The 18,918-nt window shown below is 60.5% G+C and carries 19 protein-coding genes and 1 pseudogene; 11 read left to right on the top strand and 9 right to left on the bottom strand.

What is annotated here, in order from left to right; all coding sequences use genetic code 11:
* Positions 1–7 precede the first annotated feature (7 nt).
* From FHR22_RS05050 to FHR22_RS05035, 4 genes are all read left to right on the top strand, one after another.
* Entirely contained in the window at positions 8–511 is a 504-nt protein-coding gene (locus tag FHR22_RS05050) for a type 2 periplasmic-binding domain-containing protein (protein ID WP_166939571.1), read from the top strand.
* Positions 508–1,476 carry a cation efflux transmembrane domain-containing protein gene (locus FHR22_RS05045; RefSeq protein WP_166939568.1) on the top strand — a complete coding sequence of 323 codons (969 nt, stop codon included), beginning with the start codon at positions 508–510 and terminating at the stop codon, positions 1,474–1,476. Before FHR22_RS05050 ends, FHR22_RS05045 begins: the two co-directional genes overlap by 4 nt.
* Positions 1,477–1,593: 117 nt before the next feature.
* Positions 1,594–3,390 carry a CocE/NonD family hydrolase gene (locus FHR22_RS05040; RefSeq protein WP_166939565.1) on the top strand — a complete coding sequence of 599 codons (1,797 nt, stop codon included), beginning with the start codon at positions 1,594–1,596 and terminating at the stop codon, positions 3,388–3,390.
* 865 nt (positions 3,391–4,255) lie between these two features.
* Positions 4,256–4,549: a hypothetical protein gene (locus tag FHR22_RS05035; RefSeq protein WP_166939563.1), complete on the top strand. Its 294-nt coding sequence runs from the start codon at positions 4,256–4,258 to the stop codon at positions 4,547–4,549.
* A gap of 57 nt (positions 4,550–4,606) precedes the next feature.
* Here FHR22_RS05035 and FHR22_RS05030 read toward each other — a convergent pair whose 3' ends face one another.
* The 6 genes from FHR22_RS05030 to FHR22_RS05005 all read right to left on the bottom strand — a co-directional run bounded on the left by FHR22_RS05030 (position 4,607) and on the right by FHR22_RS05005 (position 8,144).
* The gene (locus FHR22_RS05030) at positions 4,607–5,269 is read right to left on the bottom strand and encodes an alpha/beta hydrolase (protein ID WP_208417487.1); all 663 of its coding nucleotides are present in this window, start codon (positions 5,267–5,269) and stop codon (positions 4,607–4,609) included.
* Positions 5,270–5,419: 150 nt separating this feature from the next.
* Positions 5,420–5,689: a DUF6961 family protein gene (locus tag FHR22_RS22745; RefSeq protein ID WP_425057415.1), complete on the bottom strand. Its 270-nt coding sequence runs from the start codon at positions 5,687–5,689 to the stop codon at positions 5,420–5,422.
* Positions 5,690–5,766: 77 nt separating this feature from the next.
* Positions 5,767–6,204, bottom strand: coding sequence for a VOC family protein (locus FHR22_RS05020; RefSeq protein WP_166939558.1), 438 nt, complete (start codon positions 6,202–6,204; stop codon positions 5,767–5,769).
* 47 nt (positions 6,205–6,251) lie between these two features.
* Entirely contained in the window at positions 6,252–6,800 is a 549-nt protein-coding gene (locus tag FHR22_RS05015; protein WP_166939556.1) for a hypothetical protein, read from the bottom strand.
* A gap of 181 nt (positions 6,801–6,981) precedes the next feature.
* Positions 6,982–7,770, bottom strand: coding sequence for an SDR family oxidoreductase (locus tag FHR22_RS05010; RefSeq protein WP_166939554.1), 789 nt, complete (start codon positions 7,768–7,770; stop codon positions 6,982–6,984).
* A complete protein-coding gene (locus tag FHR22_RS05005) occupies positions 7,767–8,144 on the bottom strand; it encodes a nuclear transport factor 2-like protein (RefSeq protein WP_166939552.1) in 378 nt (125 codons plus the stop codon). Before FHR22_RS05005 ends, FHR22_RS05010 begins: the two co-directional genes overlap by 4 nt.
* Before the next feature lie 98 nt (positions 8,145–8,242).
* Here FHR22_RS05005 and FHR22_RS05000 point away from each other — a divergent pair, with 98 nt between their 5' ends.
* The gene (locus FHR22_RS05000) at positions 8,243–9,154 is read left to right on the top strand and encodes a LysR family transcriptional regulator (protein ID WP_166939549.1); all 912 of its coding nucleotides are present in this window, start codon (positions 8,243–8,245) and stop codon (positions 9,152–9,154) included.
* Positions 9,155–9,274: 120 nt separating this feature from the next.
* Here the strand turns inward: FHR22_RS05000 and FHR22_RS04995 are convergent, their stop codons facing one another.
* Together FHR22_RS04995 and FHR22_RS04990 are read right to left on the bottom strand one after the other, a co-directional pair.
* Positions 9,275–9,805 (bottom strand): DMT family transporter, encoded by a 531-nt coding sequence (locus FHR22_RS04995; protein ID WP_208417555.1) that lies wholly within the window; start codon positions 9,803–9,805, stop codon positions 9,275–9,277.
* 225 nt (positions 9,806–10,030) lie between these two features.
* Positions 10,031–10,270: pseudogene (locus FHR22_RS04990) on the bottom strand (aldehyde dehydrogenase family protein); the annotation flags it as partial.
* Positions 10,271–10,284: 14 nt separating this feature from the next.
* Here FHR22_RS04990 and FHR22_RS04985 point away from each other — a divergent pair.
* Both FHR22_RS04985 and FHR22_RS04980 read left to right on the top strand, forming a co-directional pair.
* The gene (locus FHR22_RS04985; protein WP_341786553.1) at positions 10,285–10,839 is read left to right on the top strand and encodes a TetR/AcrR family transcriptional regulator; all 555 of its coding nucleotides are present in this window, start codon (positions 10,285–10,287) and stop codon (positions 10,837–10,839) included.
* A gap of 69 nt (positions 10,840–10,908) precedes the next feature.
* Positions 10,909–12,390 (top strand): aminotransferase class III-fold pyridoxal phosphate-dependent enzyme, encoded by a 1,482-nt coding sequence (locus tag FHR22_RS04980; protein ID WP_208417486.1) that lies wholly within the window; start codon positions 10,909–10,911, stop codon positions 12,388–12,390.
* A gap of 63 nt (positions 12,391–12,453) precedes the next feature.
* On the opposite strand, the gene FHR22_RS04975 is transcribed toward FHR22_RS04980, so the two are convergent.
* Positions 12,454–13,422 (bottom strand): LysR family transcriptional regulator, encoded by a 969-nt coding sequence (locus FHR22_RS04975; RefSeq protein ID WP_166939545.1) that lies wholly within the window; start codon positions 13,420–13,422, stop codon positions 12,454–12,456.
* A 442-nt stretch (positions 13,423–13,864) separates the two neighbouring features.
* Here FHR22_RS04975 and FHR22_RS04970 point away from each other — a divergent pair, with 442 nt between their 5' ends.
* The 4 genes from FHR22_RS04970 (at position 13,865) to FHR22_RS04955 (ending at position 18,904) form a co-directional block, all read left to right on the top strand.
* Complete coding sequence (locus FHR22_RS04970) at positions 13,865–15,310, top strand: amino acid permease (RefSeq protein ID WP_166939542.1); 1,446 nt, start codon at positions 13,865–13,867, stop codon at positions 15,308–15,310.
* 395 nt (positions 15,311–15,705) lie between these two features.
* On the top strand, positions 15,706–17,211 hold the full coding sequence (locus tag FHR22_RS04965) for an aldehyde dehydrogenase family protein (RefSeq protein ID WP_166939540.1): 1,506 nt from the start codon (positions 15,706–15,708) through the stop codon (positions 17,209–17,211).
* Between the two features lie 31 nt (positions 17,212–17,242).
* The gene (locus FHR22_RS04960; protein WP_166939537.1) at positions 17,243–18,409 is read left to right on the top strand and encodes an acyl-CoA dehydrogenase family protein; all 1,167 of its coding nucleotides are present in this window, start codon (positions 17,243–17,245) and stop codon (positions 18,407–18,409) included.
* A 12-nt stretch (positions 18,410–18,421) separates the two neighbouring features.
* The gene (locus tag FHR22_RS04955; protein WP_208417485.1) at positions 18,422–18,904 is read left to right on the top strand and encodes a hotdog family protein; all 483 of its coding nucleotides are present in this window, start codon (positions 18,422–18,424) and stop codon (positions 18,902–18,904) included.
* The last annotated feature ends 14 nt before the right edge of the window (positions 18,905–18,918 follow it).

The raw sequence follows: 18,918 nt of genomic DNA, 5'->3' as shown, positions 1-18,918 counted from the left end.
ACATGCCTTGGCCCGAGTGAAAGCGGCACCGCGCGAAGGTGCAAAAGTCCCGATCACAAAGCCCCGCCCGAAAGGCATGATATTGCTCGCGTTGATCGCCCTTGGCCTTGGCGGTTGCGATTACTTCCCGCGCGATCCGGAGCATAGTCTCGACGATATCCGCTCCCGCGGTATCCTCCGCATCGGCGCACAGCAGGACCTGCCGCCCGAGGCGACGCAGCTCATCGAACGGATCGAACGGTCAACGGGCGCGAAAGCAAAACTTAGCGAAGGTGCCCTCGAACCGCTTCTCCAAAAACTCGACAAGGGCGAAATCGATCTCGTCATCGCCCCATTCACAAAGAAAACACCGTGGGCCGCAACGAGTACGCTTTCGCCACCCATTCGCATCGAAGGGCACGAGAAAAACCGGATCGAATGGCGCGTTGCTATGCGAAGCGGCGAAAATCGCTGGATATTCCTGGTTGAAACCAAGGCCCGGCAAATCGTGCGCGAAAGCGACGCGACATGAGCGATCCGGCCGCGACGCACGTCGACAGCCTTCCCCCCGCCTTGCGCGAAACGCTGAAGCGCGCCGAGCGGTTGGAGTGTTGGAATATTTTCTGGACTGTGACGATCATCGTCGTGATGGGGCTGGTGCTAGGACAGAGCCAGACGATGAAAACCGCGTGGATCGAGGATACGCTGGGCCTCGTTCCGCCGATCGCGTTTCTCATCGCGGCGCGAATGGAGCGCAAGGGCGCGCGGTCGCGCAAATTTCCCTTCGGCTTTGAGCGGGTCAACGGCCTCGGCTTCTTCCTCGCCGCGGTCGCGCTCGCCGCGACCGGCGCGCTGCTGCTGTGGGATTCGGCGCTGACGCTGATCAAGGCCGAGCATGCGACGGTCGGATCGGTGCATCTGTTCGGACGCGACATCTGGCTCGGCTGGCTGATGATCGGCGCACAGGTCTATGCGATGATCCCGCCGATGATCATCGGACGCAAGGAATTGCCGCTCGCCGAAGAACTCGCCGACAAGCTGCTCCACACCGACGCGCTGATGAACAAGGCGAACTGGATGACCGGCGCGGCGGGCATCGCGGGCATCATCGGCCTGGGGCTTGGCTGGTGGTGGGCTGACTCGCTCGCCGCCGCCGCAATTTCCTTCGACATTCTCCACGACGGGCTGAAGGCAATCCGTTCGTCCACCGCCGAACTCGTCGACGGTACGCCGCGCGCGCTGGCCAGCGCCGAAATCGCCGAAGAGGCCGAAGCTCTCGAAGCTGCGCTGAAGCAACGCTATCCCGATGCCACGATCCGGCTGCGCGAAACCGGACGGCTGATCCGCGCCGAAGTTCACGGCTGCCTTCCCCCCGACGAACCCTTTGACGCCCAGGGCCATTGGCCGGGAAAGGCGGAACGAAACTGGCGCCTCGCGCAAGTCAGCTTCGTTCCACCGGCGGATGCCGTTTCGAACGATTCGACCGAAGCAGAATGACCTTCACGAAAGTTGCGGCCGGGGTACCGACGTCGAACGGCGCCGGAAGGCGGTTCCATTCACGCTTGACGAGGAAAGGAAATAGAATAACGTATACGAAAATCATGGGAGGCAAGCGTGAACCGCAGGGAATATCTTTTGTCCGCGACCTCGGCGCTGACGCTGGCCTCCGCCCCCGCCGCAAAAGCAGCGCTGGCCAATCTGGACGAGACGGCGGCCGAGCCCAAATTTTCGGCACAGATCAAATATGAAGTGCGCATCCCGATGCGCGATGGTGTGCATCTGGGCGCAACGCTCTACCTGCCGCGCGGCGTCAGGACACCGCGGCCGACGATCTTTGCGCTGACGCCCTATACGGCTGACGGCTACCATGCCGAAGGCCTCAGCTTTTCGCAGAACGGCTACCCGTTCCTCGCGGTCGACATGCGCGGGCGCGGCGATTCGAATGGCGAATTTTCTCCCTTCGGTACCGAGCCGAACGACGGCCACGACATCGTCGAGTGGATCGTCGAGCAGCCCTTCTGCAATGGCCGGGTCGGCATGTGCGGCCTGTCGTGGGTCGGTTACACGCAATGGGCAACCGTGCGCGGCGATCCCAAAGGGCTCGCGACGATCATCCCCTCGGCCCCCGCCTACGCCGGCTTTGATTTTCCGATCCGCTACAATATCTTCTTCAACTATGCCGGCGGGCAGTGGATGACCTTCGTCAAGGGCAACACACGGCGAAACAACGCTTTTGCCGACGCGAACTGGGGCAAGGAATATCTGCGTTTCCTCGAATCCGGCCTGCCGTTCCGCAAGATGCCGGAGTTTTTCGGCTTCGAATCCAAACCGTTCGAAGAATGGATCAAGCATCCGCAGCAGGACGAATATTACGACCAGCTCAATCCCCTGCCCGAGCAGCTTGCCCGGCTGACCATGCCGGTGCTGTCGCTGTGCGGCATCTATGACGGCGACCAGCTCGGCACGCTCGAATTCCATCGCCAGCATCTCAAACATGCCGGTGCAAAGGCCAATCATTATCTGGTGATCGGCCCGTGGGGCCATGACGAGGTGCGCAATCCCACCGCCGAATTCTATGGCATCAAGGTCGGTCAGGCGAGCGTGCTCGACATGAAGAAGCTGCACCGCGACTGGTACGCCTTCGCGATGGAAGACGGCCCGCGGCCCGAATTCCTCAAGAAGAAATTCGCCCATTATGTGATGGTCGCCGACAAGTGGCGCTATGCCGACACGATCGAAGCCGCCACCGCGCGCTATGAAACGCTGCACCTGCACTCGTCCGGCAATCCCGATAATGTCTATGCGTCAGGAACGCTCAAACCCAAGCCCGCGAAAAAGGCGGAGCCCGATCATTTTATCTATGATCCGCGCGATCTGAGCGGCCTACGGCTCGAGGCGTCGCTGACCGAATGGCACACGACCGGCCAGACGCTGGTCGCCGCCAATGCGGGGGGCAAGCTGATCTATCACAGCGAGCCGTTCGAGAAGGACACCGAAGTCACCGGCTTCTTCAAATTCAACGCGTCGATCGCGATCGATACGCCGGACACCGATTTCATGGTCTCGATCTATGAAATCGCGCCCGATGGCTCGAGCATGTTCCTGACCGAGCAGCACAAGCGCGCCCGCTATCGCGAAGGGCTGCGGACCGAAAAGCTGATCGCCACCAAGGAACCGCTACGATATGACTTCGACGGCTTCTTCTTCATCTCGCGGCTGATCAGGAAGGGCTGCCGCCTGCGACTCGTGGTGAAGCCGAACCACGATCTGAAGTGGCAAAAAAACTATAACAGCGGCAAGCCCGTGGTCGACGAGACCATGGCCGACGCCCGCACCGTCACCGTGCGGCTCTATCACGATACAGCGCATCCCAGCACGCTGAGCATCCCGATCGGCCAGCCGGAAACCTAGCCCATATCGATCATCGTGGCGGCTTTTGCCGCAAACGAAGCGGAATTCTTGCCGGGGATTGCGCGTGATGCACTCGCGCGCGCGCCGCCGACGACCGAGCCGCTGCTCCGGCGGATTCCCACGCCGATGTGCGAATCCGGAACCGCCCAAGGCCCGAGGCCAAGCCCATATGCATTTTCGCGCTATTCCGGGAAAGATGGTGGCAGGGCTTGTATCGAACCTATATATTAAACCATTGATTTAATTTATTTTTTCTTTTAATGAGAGTTTCTTACCCCCACACTCACCCCCACATTTCTGACGGTCTAACGCTTGTTCGATTCACAAAATGATGCGCTTGATCTGGTTTTGGGCAAGCTGTGGCGGGTCCCGGCAAGGCGGTTCCGGGCACGGCAATCGAATGCCCGAATCCGAAAAACGGGCCGTCTTCAATCCAGTCCGTATCGGTCGTGAATCGCCGATTTGGATGGAATGAGCGATGCGGTCGAGGCGGCGCGGTCCGAACTCGAGTGCCGCAAGGCTCAGCGAGACGTAGGTCTCGCCGGAGACCATCCCTGGAGCGTGAGCAGGGACAGGCCGGGCCTAAGGAAACGGCGCGCACGCAAAGGGCCGCAGCGCATGCGGAGGACGGAAAGAACGGCGCTTTTTGGACGCGGGGACCGCGTCGCCTCGGGCACCGGAATGGTCCCGGCGGTGACAGGCACGAAGCGCGGCTAAAGAATTTTTGCTGAACGCTTCATCGAAATTGGCATGGCCAGCGCCGGGGGATCGGAGCAAGGCGTGAGCGCGCGGTCTCCGGATTCGCGGACGGGGCGGTCCGCAGCGGGTTTTCGACGGCGACGAGGGCGCGGACCAGGGGGATCGAATGGACGGCAGGGCAGAGCTTCTGATCGCGGGCGAATATGGCGATATCCAGCAGATCGCGGCGCGCAGCGCGGGCATCTGGGTCGGATTGTCGATCGACGATGCCGCGCATGCCGCCCTGCGCCGCGACGGGCTCGATCCGGCACGGCTGCGGCTGACGGGGCTCCACCCGTTCGAATTTTCCGGCGCGGCCGATGGCGGGCGCCAGGTCGTGGCGTCCGCCAACGACAATGAGACGGCGGAAGCGCTGCTCGACCTGTTCCGGATTTACTTCCTCAGGCGCCTGCTCGCGTGATCAGAGCTTTCGGGGATGCGCCGCCGAGCCCCGACCGGGGCTGAAGGCGCATAGCCGTCACGACGATCGGGCGAAGGCCTCGGCGATGAAATCGCGGCCGAGCCGCAATCCGACCGGATCGACGCTGTGGCCCACGCCATAGGAAATGTGCGTCGTGACATCGACGCCCAGGCGCTTGAGTTCGCTTTCGGACATGTGGAGCGCGGCAATCGGCACGACCGGATCGGCCGTGCCGTGCACCAACAGCACCGGCGGCTTTGGGGAGGCGTCATGGACAAGGCCGAGCGTTCCGGCGAGCATGCCCGAGTAACCGACGATCGCGGCGACGGCGCGCGGCCGACGCAGACCGACATGAAGCGCCATCATCGTGCCCTGGCTGAAACCGACGAGCGCCAGATCGGCTTCGGTCAGTTCATATTGGGCAAGCTTGCGGTCGATGAAGGCGTCGATCGTCGGCGCTGCCGATGCCGCGCCGGCGGCCAGTGCCGAGGGTGCAAATCCCGACAGGCCCCACCATTGATAGCCCGCGCCCATCATGCTGCAACGCTGCGGCGCGTGCGGCGCGAGGAACAGCGTGTCGGGGAGCGCCTCCTGCCACTGGGGGGCGAGCGAAATCATGTCGGTGCCGCTCGATCCGAAGCCGTGCAACAGCAAGACGATCTTTTTCGGTGCGTTGCCCGAGCGCGGTTGCAGGCTGGCGCCATTCACGATTTTCGACAAATATGACCTCTTTCCGGTTGCCGAAGGTTATTTGGTCATTGGCAGTTCGCTCGACAAGCCATGAGTGGTTCGGCGCTGCGGTCAGGATTTGCACCACCACCGGAGCTTTGCGGCCGCGTGGGCACGGCTTGCCGGGTCTTGAGACGGACGTCAGTACCGCGCCGCCGCTGCCCCCATCGCAGCGGGACCAGTCGATGCGGGTGACGACGGGTCGGCCGCTCGTCGCCCGCCGAAGTAACGGATTGAATGAAGATCGTTCAGACAGTCCGCAACCTGGGACCAGAATTCGGCTTCCTGGTCTTCGCCGCGGGCACGAAGCGCCTGAATCCTATCGGCAATGATTGCCGGCGCGCGGTCGCCATATCGGGTTTCGAGTGCGAGCACCTGACCCCAAAGGTCATGGTCGGCATTGCTTCCCATCGCTGCGGCTCCGATGTGTTTGCCCAACGCTAGCACATGAACGCCAGTGCACCAAAAGGCCGGTAGCCGACCAATGCTCAACCCAGCTCCTCGGCAAGCCCGATGAGAATCCCTTCGGGTCCACGGATGTAGCAGAGCCGGTATATGTCCTGATAGTCGACGACCTCGCCTACGAGCTCCGCGCCGCGCGCGCGAACCCGTTCCAGCGTGTCGTCGATGTCGTCGACGGCGAACATCGCGCGAAGATAGCCCAGGGCGTTGACGGGGGCGTTTCGGTGATCAGCAGCGACGGACGGCCGCAAAAAGCGAGAAAGCTCAAGCCTGCTATGGCCGTCCGGTGTGCGCATCATCGCAACTTCGACATGCTGGTCGCCGAGACCCGTGACACGGCCCGCCCATTCGCCTTCGATCGTAGCCCGCCCCTCGAGCTCGAGGCCGAGTTCGAGAAAGAAATCCACCGTCGCATCGAGGTCCTCGACGAAGATTCCCATATTATCCATCCGCTTGATCGCCATGATGCCGGTCTCCTGATGTCGCGCTTGATGTCAGGGCGTCCCTGCCTCTAACCGCCCTTCTTTTGCGCCCGCGCCGCCCTGACACCGGCGAGGAACTGCTTTTCATCGACCTTCATCGCCAGCCCTCGCGCTGACAGAAAAAATGCCGCCCGCGGCATGGTGATATTGCCCTCGCTGGTGGTCAGTATTGCGCCCTGAGGCGCCATCGCCATGACCTTGCCGAGCACCGTGGCACCGTCGGCGCTCCGCACCTCGGCGCCAGGTTTCAATGCTCCATCGACGGCCGCCGCATCGGCCTCGGCCTGCCTCAGGACCGCGACAATTTTCGCCTTCGGGGCTTTCAGCGCCGGGCCCTTGGCGCTCTTCACAAAGGCATTCTTCGGCACGACGAGCCCGTTGCCGTCGATGGACACCGCAACCCTGTCTCCGGACACTTTCGCGATCTCGCCGACCTGTTCGCCATTCTGGTCATAGACCCTGGTCCCGACAACCAGCGAAGCAGCCAGCGCGGCCTCCTGCGCGTGCGCGACGGGCGCAGCAAGTGCCAGCGCGCCCGCAAGGCACAGCGCCGCCGTCGGGGTGAATGATCTGGGCATGAAAGACTCCTCGGGAACCAGAGTGTCTTCTCGTGCCGCAATGCATGACAGCACGCCAAATGCGATGCTGATCGGCCGTGCAACGGACACGGCGAGACGACGTCCCTGCCCTCGAAGCGATCGGACGTGTCCCTGCCGGCTGCCGCGTCCGCTGCGAGGTGCGAACGTCGGGGCAATGACCTCAAACGGTCGGAACGGTGCCACCGTCGATGACGAACTCAGCGCCGTGGATGGCGGCAGCGCGATCCGAAGCCAGATAGGCGATGAGATCGGCGACCTCATGCGGATCGGCCGGACGCCCGATCGGAATCCCGCCGAGGCCGTCAAGAACAACTTGCCGCGCGTCTTCGATCGTACCGCCATTGGCGGCCTGCATCCGCTTCAGCAGTTCCTCGGACGCGTCGGTCATGATCCAGCCGGGGGAGACGATATTGACCCGCACCCCCTTCGGCCCGAGCTCCTTGGACACCGACTTGCTGTAGGTCCTGAGCGCAGCCTTGGCGGCGGCGTAGGCGGTCGTCGATTCCGGAAGCGGCAGGACCGACTGGATCGAGGTGACATGTACCACCGTGCCGGCGCCGCGTTCGACCATCTGCGGAATTAGAAGTCGATCAAGGCGAACCGTGGCCAAAAGGTTGAGGTTCAGTTCGGCGAGCCAGTGATCGTCGGTCAGGGCGGCGAAGCCCCCGCCCGGTGAGGATGAACCGCCGATCACATGGGCGACGATGTCGACGCCGCCCATTTGCGCGAGCGCCGCTGCAGCGAGGCTTTCTCCGCCCGCCGCCGTGGTCAGATCGGCCCGGACGAACTCGACGCCTGCAATGGGCTCGGGGTTTCCGCGGGCGGCGGTCATCACCCGGGCGCCGCCAGCCAGGAAGCGCTCGACGGTGGCGCGGCCCAAACCCTTGGTGCCGCCGCTGACGACGACGCGCTTGCCCGCGAACTCGGTCGGATCAACGGTAATGCTCATAGGGTGATCTCCAGCGTCTTGATCAGGTCATTCTCGAGGGTGAAGGCATAGGTGAAGCGGATCGGGCTGCCCTTGAAGTCGCCATGGGCCGGGCCTTCCACGACGATCCTGCCCTTCTCGTAACGCACGCTGTCCGGCGTGAAGATGGCCTTCACGGCGACGACCTCGTCTTCGAACAGCGTCCTGATTTCGGGGTGGCCCGCGTGACGGTGGCCGTTGTCCACGATAAGAACATCGGCGGCAAACGGCTTCAGCATGCCGCCCACATCGAGCCGCGCATTGGCCTCGACAAAGTCGGCGATGGGTTTCGGCAAGGCTGCGACAACCGCTTGGGTGCCGTTTTGATTGGTGTCGGATTCGCTCTTGGTCTGCATGACAAGTCTCCTTCGTTTGACTTGCCTCTGTTGTAAGACCAGCACACTATCCGGATAAGAAGGCCAATCTGGCATGAGCTAGTGAAGGATTCGGGATAATGTCGCGACTGGCGCTTCGGGATTTGGACGCTGTGCTGGCAGTTGCGCGGCGCGGCTCCTTCCGGCAGGCCGCCATTGATCTCGGCATGTCGACGACGGCGCTCAGCCACATGATCGCGCGGATCGAAACCGAGCTTGGCGTGCGCCTGTTCAACCGCACGACACGGAGCGTCGCATTGACCGACGCCGGGCGGGTCTTCGTCGATCGCCTTGGTCCCTCGCTTCAGGATGTCCGCGAAGCCATCGAGATCGTGCGCGCCCGCGGCGAGACTCCTTCCGGGAAACTGCGGATCAATGCGCCGCCCTTCGCGGTACGCTCGCTCGCTTTCACCCATTTGCTCCTGGAATATTCGCGCCGCTATCCCGACATGCATGTCGACGTCGTGACCGAGGGCCAGCTGCGCGACATCGTCGCCGAAGGTTTCGATCTCGGCGTTCGCGTCGCCTCGCTCGTTCCGACCGACATGATCGCCCTGTCGCTCGGTGAGGCGCAGCGCTTCGCGGCGGTCGCCTCGCCAGCCTATCTAAAGACACGGTCGGGACCGCTGGTGCCGACCGATCTCCTTTCCCACGACTGCATTCGCGTCCGCCTACCCGATGGCGCGCTCTACCGTTGGCATTTCGAGAAGGGCGGCGACCTAGCGCAGATCGAGGTGAGCGGCCCCATGACGTTCGATGAGTTCAACCTGTCCCGCGCCGCTGTAATGGCGGGACGCGGGATCGGTTTTTATTTCGAACAGGATGTCATCGCCGATATCGAAGCAGGAACGCTTGTCCGCCTGCTTGAAGACTGGACCCCGCCCTTCCCCGGCCTCTGTCTTTATTATCCAGGCCGGAGGCATCCGTCCGCCGGGCTGGCCGCATTCCTTTCGGTCGCTCGCGAACTGGCTTCAACCGGAACAAAATCGTAGATTTCGGCGGGTGCTGGCCGATTGAAGACGATCTGCTTATAGTTTGAAAACGCGGTAATCGGACATCCCTATCCTAACGCTTCGCCTGACTTGCCGATGCGCGGCTCCCAAATATTCCGATCAGAGCGGAGGCGGATACTCCAGGGTCAGTGACAGGGGCGCGAGCACGCTCGCCGAGATAAGCCCCACCCAAGCCTGAAAGCGAAAAGGCTTTACGCCGCCGACCTGCTTCATCAGGATGGCACCGATAGCACCCGCCAAGGCGCTTGCGGCGACGAACCAGAGACCCGTCGACAGCGAAAGACCATGCGGATTCCACGACACCACGAGAACGCCCGCAAGCGTCAGGGCGATGCCAAACCCGCGTCGCCAATGGATGCGTTCTCCGAGCAACAAAATCGACAGTAGCACGGTGAAGGGCACACCGAGCTGAAGGATGATCGCAGCCGCCGACGGCGACGTGGTTTTGAGTCCCAGAAAAACGAGGGCAAAACTGCCTCCGCCCAGCGTTAATGCGATCGCGGAAATGCGCCAGAATGGGCGCGGCACCGGCAGCAGCCAAGGCAACATGAGGAGCGCAACAACGGAAAAGCGCAAGGATGCATAGAAAAGCGGCGGGATGGCCCAATCGGTGACGACGATCTTGCTCAGGACATTGTTCGATGCCTAGAAAAGACTGGCCGCCATCAGCAGCAAGAAATCACGAATGCTCATGGCAAGCACAATCGTATGTCGACCGGTTGCACGCCTTTACTGCTGGCTTCGCCCAGCCAGACAAGGAAGTGATCCATGGCACGGGGAATCCGACAGACCCTGCTCACGTCCCGGTATCTTGGCGCAGGCCGATGGTCGCCAACCGCTCGGCGGCCGCCCGAGTTAGCCTTCACGTACATTCACACAGACATATTTGATCTCGAGATAGTCATCGATTCCGTAGTGCGATCCCTCGCGACCGAGGCCCGATTCCTTGATACCGCCGAAGGGCGCGACTTCGGTGGAAATCAGTCCGGTGTTAACCCCGACGATGCCATATTCGAGCGCCTCGGTGACGCGCCAGACGCGGGACAGGTCGCAGGCAAAGAAATAGGCCGCAAGGCCAACGCGAGGCGATCGCGCGCGCCGCATTGGGTGTGTTGCTGGAAAAGGGGGTGTATGCGACATCGCAGCGTGATATCTGTCGCGCGGCGAACATTTCGAACGGCGCGCTTTACACGCATTTCCGGACTCGAGAGGAAGTGATCGCGGCGGCTTGTGTCCTCGACCATGCCGACCGGCTCAATAGCGCACGGCCAACGTCCTGGGATGCCTATGTCGCTACTTTCTTTCACGGGCGCCCCGAGAAGGGCTCGCCCACGTCCAAGCGCTTCCGCTTATCTTTGCAGTTTTCAGCCGAACTCACTCAGATGCAGGATAATCCGGAAAGTCTGTCGAAGCTTTTGTTTCTGTACCGCGAGGACGTCATGCAAAGCCTTGCCGGCTTGGCCAAACTCGGGATTGTGAAACTGCCGCTGGGCCTTGCGGAAACCACCGAAATTCACATGCAATTATTCACTGGCGCGGAATTTCAGTTGACCACCGACCGCGGCCTGTCGCCTGACTTCGTGCTCGGTGCACTTCGTCGGGGCTTGGCGACGACGGCCGGGCTTGTGGACGTACCGGTACGAGCCCCTACAGATATCGTCTGAAGCAGCCTGAAGGCCTTCTAGGTGCCAACGAAAGGCCCAATTAATCGGGTCCCCAGTGGTGGATATTGAGTGCTGCTGCCCGGCGGTGGGGAATTGAGCGCACTCGACGATTCGCGAAATGACCTCACCAATTCGGGCAAACTATTTGCGCTTATCGCCGGCAATAGCAGCGGGCTAACAGGCGGTCTGAAAAGGTCGTCTAACGACATCGCTAGACCCGTTGGAAGGTATTTTAGAATGAATGGCAATGTAAGCGAAGCCGATCTCCCCCTTTGGGAGGCCGCCAATCGCAATTTGCTTAAGTATATGGGTGTAAGCGGTGATTTTGTTCCGTTTATACCGGCGCGTGCCGAGGGTGCGTGGCTCTACGATGCTAAAGGCCGTAAGGTACTTGATTTCACGTCCGGGCAAATGAGTTCGGTGTTGGGCCACGCGCACCCCGATCTTGTTGAGGCACTGACCGAAGCTGCGGGAAATCTCGACCATCTGCTCAGTATGATGGTGTCGAAGCCTGTCATTGATCTCGCGGTGGCGTTGGCGAAACTTGTGCCCGAGCTGCCGAGGTCAATGTTTTTATCGACAGGGGGAGAATCCGTCGAGGCGGCGCTCCGGCTTGCGAAGGCCGTTACGGGAAAATGGGAAATCGTTGGCTTCAGCCAGTCCTATCATGGTTCGACCGGCGCGGCTGCTTCGGCCACATATTCCGTCGCACGTCGCGGCTACGGGCCGCTTATGCCCGGCTCCTTTGCAATCCCGGCACCGAATGCATTTCGTCCTCGATTTCCCGGCGTTACGTGGCAGCAGGAATTGGATGACAGCTTCAACTTGCTGGATCGTCAATCGACCGGCAACCTCGCCGCGTTTGTCGCCGAGCCGATCCTGAGCACGGGAGGCGTTCTGGACCTTCCCGTTGGTTACCTCGCTGCGCTCAAGGCGCATTGTCACGCTCGGGGCATGCTGTTGATCCTCGATGAAGCTCAAACCAGCCTCGGACGCACCGGCGAGATGTTTGCGTTCGAGCGGGACAATATCATTCCGGACATTCTTCTCCTGTCAAAAACCCTTGGTGCCGGGATGGCTATGTCGTCTGTCTCGACCACAGATGAAATCGCCGAGGCCGGCGTTTCGAAAGGGTTCATGTTTGCCACCACGCATGTGAACGACCCGCTGCCTGCAGCCGTCGCTTTGAAGGTTCTGGAGGTCATCGAGCGCGATCAACTTGTTCCCCACGCCAAGATGTTGGGTGCTCGGCTGCTCAAGGGTTTGCAGAATCTGATGCAAAAGCACCGGTGCATCGGCGATGTGCGCGGTCGCGGTTTGCTTCTCGGCGTCGAGTTCGAACCATACTGCGGTCAAAGTTCAACCGAGATCGCGTCAAAGGTGACGTCGTTGGCACTTGAGCTGGGCGTGTCGGCAAATATTACAGGAGCTTTCTCCGCAGGCGTGATGCGGCTTGCGCCCCCTATCACCTGCACCGAAACCGAGATCGATTTTGGCCTTGAGGTACTCGACGCTGCGATCACCCAAGCCACTGCCGACGCCGGTCAGTAACTCGCGCGCCGCACATGCGTGGTACGAGATACGGTCATGATCGAGGCTAACCGGCCTTCTCGATCACGATTTTGAGGTTCGGTCGATCGTCGGTCCGTCATCGCCCCGCCTGTCAGCGGCAATGGCTACCATCCAGTCCCTCACTGCTTCGACGCATGGTCGCAGATTATGTGCGGAGGGTGTATACATCCAATATCCCACACCGGGACGACTAAGGTTGGGAAACGGGGCGATAAGAGTCCCGTCCGCCACCTCTTGCGCGACGAGGGCGCTGCTTTCCAAAATGATCCCGACATCATCGCCGGCAGCCTTTATCGCCAGATGAGAGGGATCCATCTGGACCGTCCCCATCGAGTTTCCGGCTATGTCGATCCCTTGCAAGTTCAACCATTCGTCCCAGGACACGATGTTCAGGGCTGTTCTGATCAATCTCACCAGGAGAAGATCGTCCGGCTGTCGAATATTGTGCTGCTTCAGAAACGAAGGCGTGCAATAGGGTTGGTACACTTCAGTGAGAAGCAACGACGCTTTGTCGCCCCAAGTGCCCTTGTCCCCGTACACGATTTGCACATCGGCAGGCGCATCGGCCAGTTCCGGGAAAGGCGACCGATTCGCATGCAAATAATTTCCTTGAGCATTCAGTCGAATGTCGATGTTCGGTAGTTCGGACATCAGATCGGCCAAGCGAGGAACAAGCCAGCACCGCGCGAAAGAAGGCGGCATCTCCAGTCGAACGACTTCCAGGCTGCCGCCCTTCTTTCCCCGCGCTCGGATGTCGCTTGTCGCTGTTCGCAAGCGGCCGAGGCCCTGACGAACAGAGAGGGCATATTCAGCCCCGTCCGGTGTGAGAATGACTCCTCTGCCAACTCTGTCAAAGAGCCGGACTCCGATTATTTCCTCAAGCAACCGTATCTGATGGCTGACGGCGGATGGCGTGAGATTGAGTTCGTCAGCGGCAATTTGGAAACTTGATGAGCGTGCTGCCGCTTCAAACACCGCTATTCCTCGCAATGGAAGCACTCTCTCAGCCATCTGCTACTCCGCCGTTGACCTCTCGCGTTTAGAGCGAATGCCGTTGGAGTCAAAATCTCGCTGCGGGCAAAGGCATTTACCCAGACAACAGCGAAGACTTGCGGAGCATCGACGTTCAGCGAGACGTCCTGCCAGTCTGACAAGCGCAAGGACGCACGGGAATCATGCGAATGGGCGCGCGCCGGCGTGGTTATTGCGCGAGCATGGCAAGGAACGTGCACCATTGATGAAGTTTCTTCGTCAGTTGCGGCAAGTTCTTTGAACTTATCGGCGCGCAGGCCCTTGCTATCATCTTTGGCGCAGCATCAAAGTGAAGGCAGGAACAGCAATTGGCGTCAGGAAATTTTAGATCTGTGCGTCGGCCATGCGTGGACACAAAGCCCGCACAGTCTTCCACTGCCGATAGTCAGCGGCCCGGTGATGGCCGGATTGCGGGGCATTTGTGACGACGGTGCCTAAAGACGGCATTCCGGAAGGAACTGAGGGGCCCGGTTTTCAGAAAACCATCCGCCCGGCCCAATTCGCGATATTCGGATTTGGCGGCGTCGTGGGAACGTCTTGGGTTGTCCTTCTGGGCGGGTTTCTGATGCACGCCGGGCCGGCCGGGACCATGTTGGGGATCGCACTGGGCGGAGCCGCCATCGCAATGGTCGCGGCGATGTATGCTGAACTCGCATCCCGCTTTCCTCAAACCGGCGGCGAAGTAACCTACGTCACGGCCGTATTCGGCCGGCATGCCGGATTTGTCGTCGGCTGGCTGCTGACGATTGTCTATCTTAGCAACCTTATTTTCGAGGGCGTCGCCCTGTCCTGGCTTGTCGAGATTTTATGGCCTACATTGATTGGGCCGACACTTTACATGGCTTTTGGCGAACCAATTCGCGCTGGCGGGCTTTTCCTCGCATTGACATGCTGCCTTGTGATCGCCGTGCTGAACTACCGAGGCGCCCATTCGTTTGTGCGCTTTCAAAATGTCATGACGATGATGTTCCTGGCCATCGTCTTCGTGACCGTGGGGCTCGAATTTTCGTACGGCTCCGTGCAGAATATGCAGCCGTTCTGGCAGGCCGGCGATGGCGGCTCCTGGCTTGTTGGAGTCGCATGGGTCTTCGGATCCGCGCCGATGATCCTGGCCGGCTTTCAAAGCGTTTTGCACACCATTGAAGAAAGATCTCCTTCGACGTCGAAGGAGACGGTTGTCCGGTTGTGCGTTGCCGCCGTCGTCTGCGCGGTCCTGTTCTACCTGATCGTTATCCTGGCTGCCATCCAGGCGGCGCCATGGCGCGAACTCGCGGCGAGCGGGCTGCCTCCGGTCGAGGCGCTTTCCGGACTGCCCTGGTCCGGAGCCGTGAAGACAATTTTCCTGCTGGCGCTCATCATTTCACTGATCAAAACGTGGAATTCGGTTTTCATGACAGCGGTGCGTCTCCTCTTTGCGCAATCGCGCGAGGGCATGATTCCGGCAGTCTTCGCCCATGTGAACGCGAAGACCGGGGCGCCGGGCAAGGGTGTCATCGCGGTCGCGATTTTCAATTTTATCGGAGTTTTCCTTGGCAAAGGACTCATAGAACCGCTCGTCAATGTCATGTCGGTCTGCATAGCACTGACTTTTGTTCTGATCTGCGCTGCGACATTGGTGATGCGCAGGCGAGATCCAGGCCATTCTGGCTTTAAGGCATATGGCGGCTACCCGGCAGGCATCCTCGCGATCGTAGCGGCTTCGGGAATGGTCTTTTTTGCACTCGTGCAGCCGGCGCCGACCAACGCGGCTGCGGCCTTCAAATGGGGATTGCTTGTCGCATGGGCCCTCATTGGCACCGCGCTCTACATCGTCAGAAATAGACGGATCGTGCCGGTCGAGCGGATGGTCGGCAGCGAAGTAATTTAACGCCAGCGCGTGGAGAGCGGGGCTAGTGAGATGAGCCCACCCTGACGCCCTCCGGCCGTCGCGCTCGATATCAATAAAGTATCAAGATGCATAAAACTGATATTTGATTGCGTGCTCTGGGAATAATAAACAGATTTTAGGAGTAAATTTCGTCGTAAAAATCGAAGAAATCTTGCCTCAGGCGGCATCTTGTACTTGCGACCGCTGGCATGGCTTAGGTCCGGGCCAATGTTGCTGTCGTGGCGATCACCGCGCTGGAACATATGGTGGCGGTCCTGATCGATGAGCCGGACGGCCAGAATCCACCGGGATCGACCTCGGCGCGACGACAAGTTTAGCCATTCTTGCCTGTGTAGGCGCGATTGACGTGACCGATATTGCGAGGGAGCATATCCATGAATCAGAGCCGGGCAGATATTCCGCGCGGAACGGCCTTGATGACCAGTTTGCGGGCATCCTGGATCGACGGTCGGACGGTCGACGGCGGAGGCTCGGCCATGGCACATCGCAATCCGGCCAACGATGCCGATCTCGGCGATACGGAGACGGCGGACGTCAGAATAGTCGATCTTGCCGTCTCGTCCGCGCGCCGGTGTTTCGAACATAGCTGGGGCTTGCTTTCGCCTTATGATCGCAAGAAATTGCTGCTCGTCTATGCCAATTTGATCGACGAGCATGCGGAAGAATTGACGCTGCTCGAAATGCTCGAGGTGGGCCGGCCCGGCACCGACGCCGCCGGCCTGAACGCTTCAGCGGGCGACATTCTTCGAAGCTATGCCTTAAAGATCGACACTGTGAATGGCGACATGTTCCGTTCCGAAGAGCGGCGAATGGGCGTCGTATTGCGCCGCGCGCGGGGCGTCGTCGGCGCGATCGTCCCGTGGAATGTTCCCGTCATGAACGTCCTTCTGCGGGTTGCGCCGGCACTTGCCGCAGGAAACACGATCGTCGTCAAGGCATCCGAGCTTTGCCCAAGGACGACGCTCCTGCTGGCTCGTCTTGCAATGGAAGCCGGACTGCCTGACGGGGCCTTCAATGTCGTTATCGGCGAGGGTCCGGTAGCGGGGGCGCGCCTTGCGGAACATCCCGATCTCAACCTTGTTGCCTTCACCGGCTCCAGCGTTACCGGCCATGCGGTTGCCCGCGCTGCGGCGAGCACCAGCTTTAAACCGGTCCTGCTGGAGTGCGGTGGAAAGTCGCCGCAAGTCGTGCTCGATGACGCTTTCGACGACGAGCGGATCTGGCCGCTGCTATTCTTTTCCGCCTTCTGGAACACCGGCCAATGGTGCGTGGCCAAAACGCGGCTGCTCATCCCGCGCGGTCGAGAGCAACAGGCGATCGACGGCCTGATCGCTGCCGCTCGGGACTGGCAGGTTGGCGATCCGGCGGATGCGAGCACGCGGCTTGGCCCGATCGCCAGCAGAGCCCAACTCGCCAGGGTGCAAGGCTATTACACGGCAGCCAGTGCAACGGGCGAGCTTGTCGACCTGGACTGCCCACGCGGAATCACTGACAGCAGCGGTTATTATGTTTCGCCCAGCATCGTGACCGGATTGCCCCGAGGATCGGTCTTGCAAACTGAAGAAGTCTTCGGCCCCCTGATGACCGTCGAACTGTTCGACGATTTGGACGATGCAATCGCATTGGCTAACGACACCGCGTTCGGACTGTCGGCAAGTGTTTGGACCGCGCGATCCGATCACGGCTACAAACTCGCCCGCAATATCCGGGCGGGCGGCGTCTCCATCTTTTCTTCGGTCGATGCCGCGCGATCCACTGGTCCCGAACTCGGGACCGCCCGGTACTTCGAACCGCAGAAGGAATCCGGTCTCGGCGTCGATGGCGGCGAGCATGGCTACCTCGCCTACACGACGCCGCAGTCTCTCTATTTCCACAATTAATATCTCATTATTCAAATCGGACACGTTGCACATGAACTTTGAAATGACAGGACAGCAGAACGAGATACGGGAATCGGTCTTGCGCCTATGTGCTCGTTTCGACGCCGAATATTGGCTCGACCGAGATCGCAACGGTGGCTTTCCGCTCGATTTTCACAAGGCGATTGCCGACGGTGGCTGGCTCGGCATCTGCATGCCCGAGGAATATGGCGGCGCCGGACTGGGGATCCTCGATGCCGCCGTTCTTATTCAGGCCATCAGCGAATCGGGCGCGGGAATGAGCGGTGTTTCTGCCGTTCACATGAACATCTTCGGCCTGAACCCGGTCGTTGTGTTCGGCAGCGAAGAACAGAAGAAGCGCATTCTTCCGCCTTTGATCGCGGGAGCTGAAAAAGCCTGCTTCGCGGTGACCGAACCGAATACCGGCCTCAACACCACGCAGCTCAAGACCTTCGCGCGGCGCGAGGGCGACACCTATTTCGTAAGCGGTCACAAGGTCTGGATCAGTACCGCGCAGGTCGCCGAAAAAATGCTGATTCTGGCGCGGACGACACCCTTGGAAGAGGTCGAGAAGTCGACCGACGGCCTGAGCCTCTTTTACACCGACCTCGACCGGCGTTTTATCGATGTTCACGAAATCGAGAAACTCGGCCGCAAGGCGGTCGATTCCAACGAGCTGTTTATCGAAAACCTTCCCGTTCCTGCCACCGACCTGATCGGTGAAGAGGGGAAAGGCTTTTATCATATCCTGCACGGCCTGAACCCTGAACGCTCCCTCGCAGCTGCGGCGGCGATCGGGCTTGGCAGGGTCGCGCTCAAGCGCGCGGCTCAATATGCCAACGAGCGGATCGTGTTTGATCGTCCCATCGGGCAAAATCAGGGCATCCAACATCCACTCGCCAAATGCTGGATGGAACTGGAAGCCGCCAATCTCATGGTGATGAATTCTGCCTGGCGCTACGATGCAGGCCTGCCCTGCGGCACCGAAGCCAATGCAGGCAAGTATCTGGCCGGAGAAGCTGGGTTCAAAGCCTGCGAGGCCGCGGTGCTGACCCATGGCGGCTTCGGATATGCCAAGGAATATCACGTCGAACGCTATATGCGCGAAGCGATGCTGCTGCGCATCGCGCCCGTCAGCATCCAACTCATCATGTGCTTTATCGCGGAGAAGGTTCTCGGCCTTCCGCGCTCATACTAAGTGACCTTTGGCGTGAATGATCTGGGCTTGATCGGCTCCGGCCTGTTCTTCGACGATCTCGCATTGGGCATGCGGTGGCACAGCCCCGGGCGCACCTTGCTCGAGGCGGATCTCGCGACCTACATCAATTTGACCTGGTTCACCGAAGAACTGTTCACCAATCTGCACGACCGCACATCCCATGCGATCCAGGGGCGTCCGGTCCCCGCGCTTTTGGTTATGGCGTTTGCCGAGGGACTGATCGTTCCCACGCTCGCGCGCGCCGGGCTCGCTTTCCTCCACACCGACATGGAGGTGCACGCATCGACCGGCGTGGGCGATACCATTCATGTGGCGTGCGAAGTCATCGAGGTAAGACTGACGTCCAAGGGCGACCGAGGGCTGGTTCGCACCCGAAATATCGTGCTGAATCAAAATGACCGGCCCGTCCTGACGTATCAGCCACTGCGCTTGTTGCGTCTCCGCGCAGCGCAGGACCAAACAACGGGTGCCTGATCATGTTCAAGTCC

The organism is Sphingopyxis panaciterrae, assembly GCF_011762125.1.
Classification (GTDB): Bacteria; Pseudomonadota; Alphaproteobacteria; order Sphingomonadales; family Sphingomonadaceae; genus Sphingopyxis; species Sphingopyxis panaciterrae.
The sequence above is the reverse complement of the archived record's forward strand: the minus strand, read 5'-3'. Positions and strand labels throughout refer to the sequence as shown.

Bases quoted from the DNA above. Each gene is read 5' to 3' on its own strand.
- FHR22_RS05045 (WP_166939568.1), top strand. From the start codon at position 508: ATGAGCGATCCGGCCGCGACGCACGTCGACAGCCTTCCCCCCGCCTTG.
- FHR22_RS05035 (WP_166939563.1), top strand. From the start codon at position 4,256: ATGGACGGCAGGGCAGAGCTTCTGATCGCGGGCGAATATGGCGATATC.
- FHR22_RS22745 (WP_425057415.1), bottom strand. From the start codon at position 5,689: ATGGGAAGCAATGCCGACCATGACCTTTGGGGTCAGGTGCTCGCACTC.
- FHR22_RS05020 (WP_166939558.1), bottom strand. From the start codon at position 6,204: ATGGCGATCAAGCGGATGGATAATATGGGAATCTTCGTCGAGGACCTC.
- FHR22_RS05015 (WP_166939556.1), bottom strand. From the start codon at position 6,800: ATGCCCAGATCATTCACCCCGACGGCGGCGCTGTGCCTTGCGGGCGCG.
- FHR22_RS05010 (WP_166939554.1), bottom strand. From the start codon at position 7,770: ATGAGCATTACCGTTGATCCGACCGAGTTCGCGGGCAAGCGCGTCGTC.
- FHR22_RS05005 (WP_166939552.1), bottom strand. From the start codon at position 8,144: ATGCAGACCAAGAGCGAATCCGACACCAATCAAAACGGCACCCAAGCG.
- FHR22_RS05000 (WP_166939549.1), top strand. From the start codon at position 8,243: ATGTCGCGACTGGCGCTTCGGGATTTGGACGCTGTGCTGGCAGTTGCG.
- FHR22_RS04975 (WP_166939545.1), bottom strand. From the start codon at position 13,422: ATGGCTGAGAGAGTGCTTCCATTGCGAGGAATAGCGGTGTTTGAAGCG.
- FHR22_RS04965 (WP_166939540.1), top strand. From the start codon at position 15,706: ATGAATCAGAGCCGGGCAGATATTCCGCGCGGAACGGCCTTGATGACC.
- FHR22_RS04960 (WP_166939537.1), top strand. From the start codon at position 17,243: ATGAACTTTGAAATGACAGGACAGCAGAACGAGATACGGGAATCGGTC.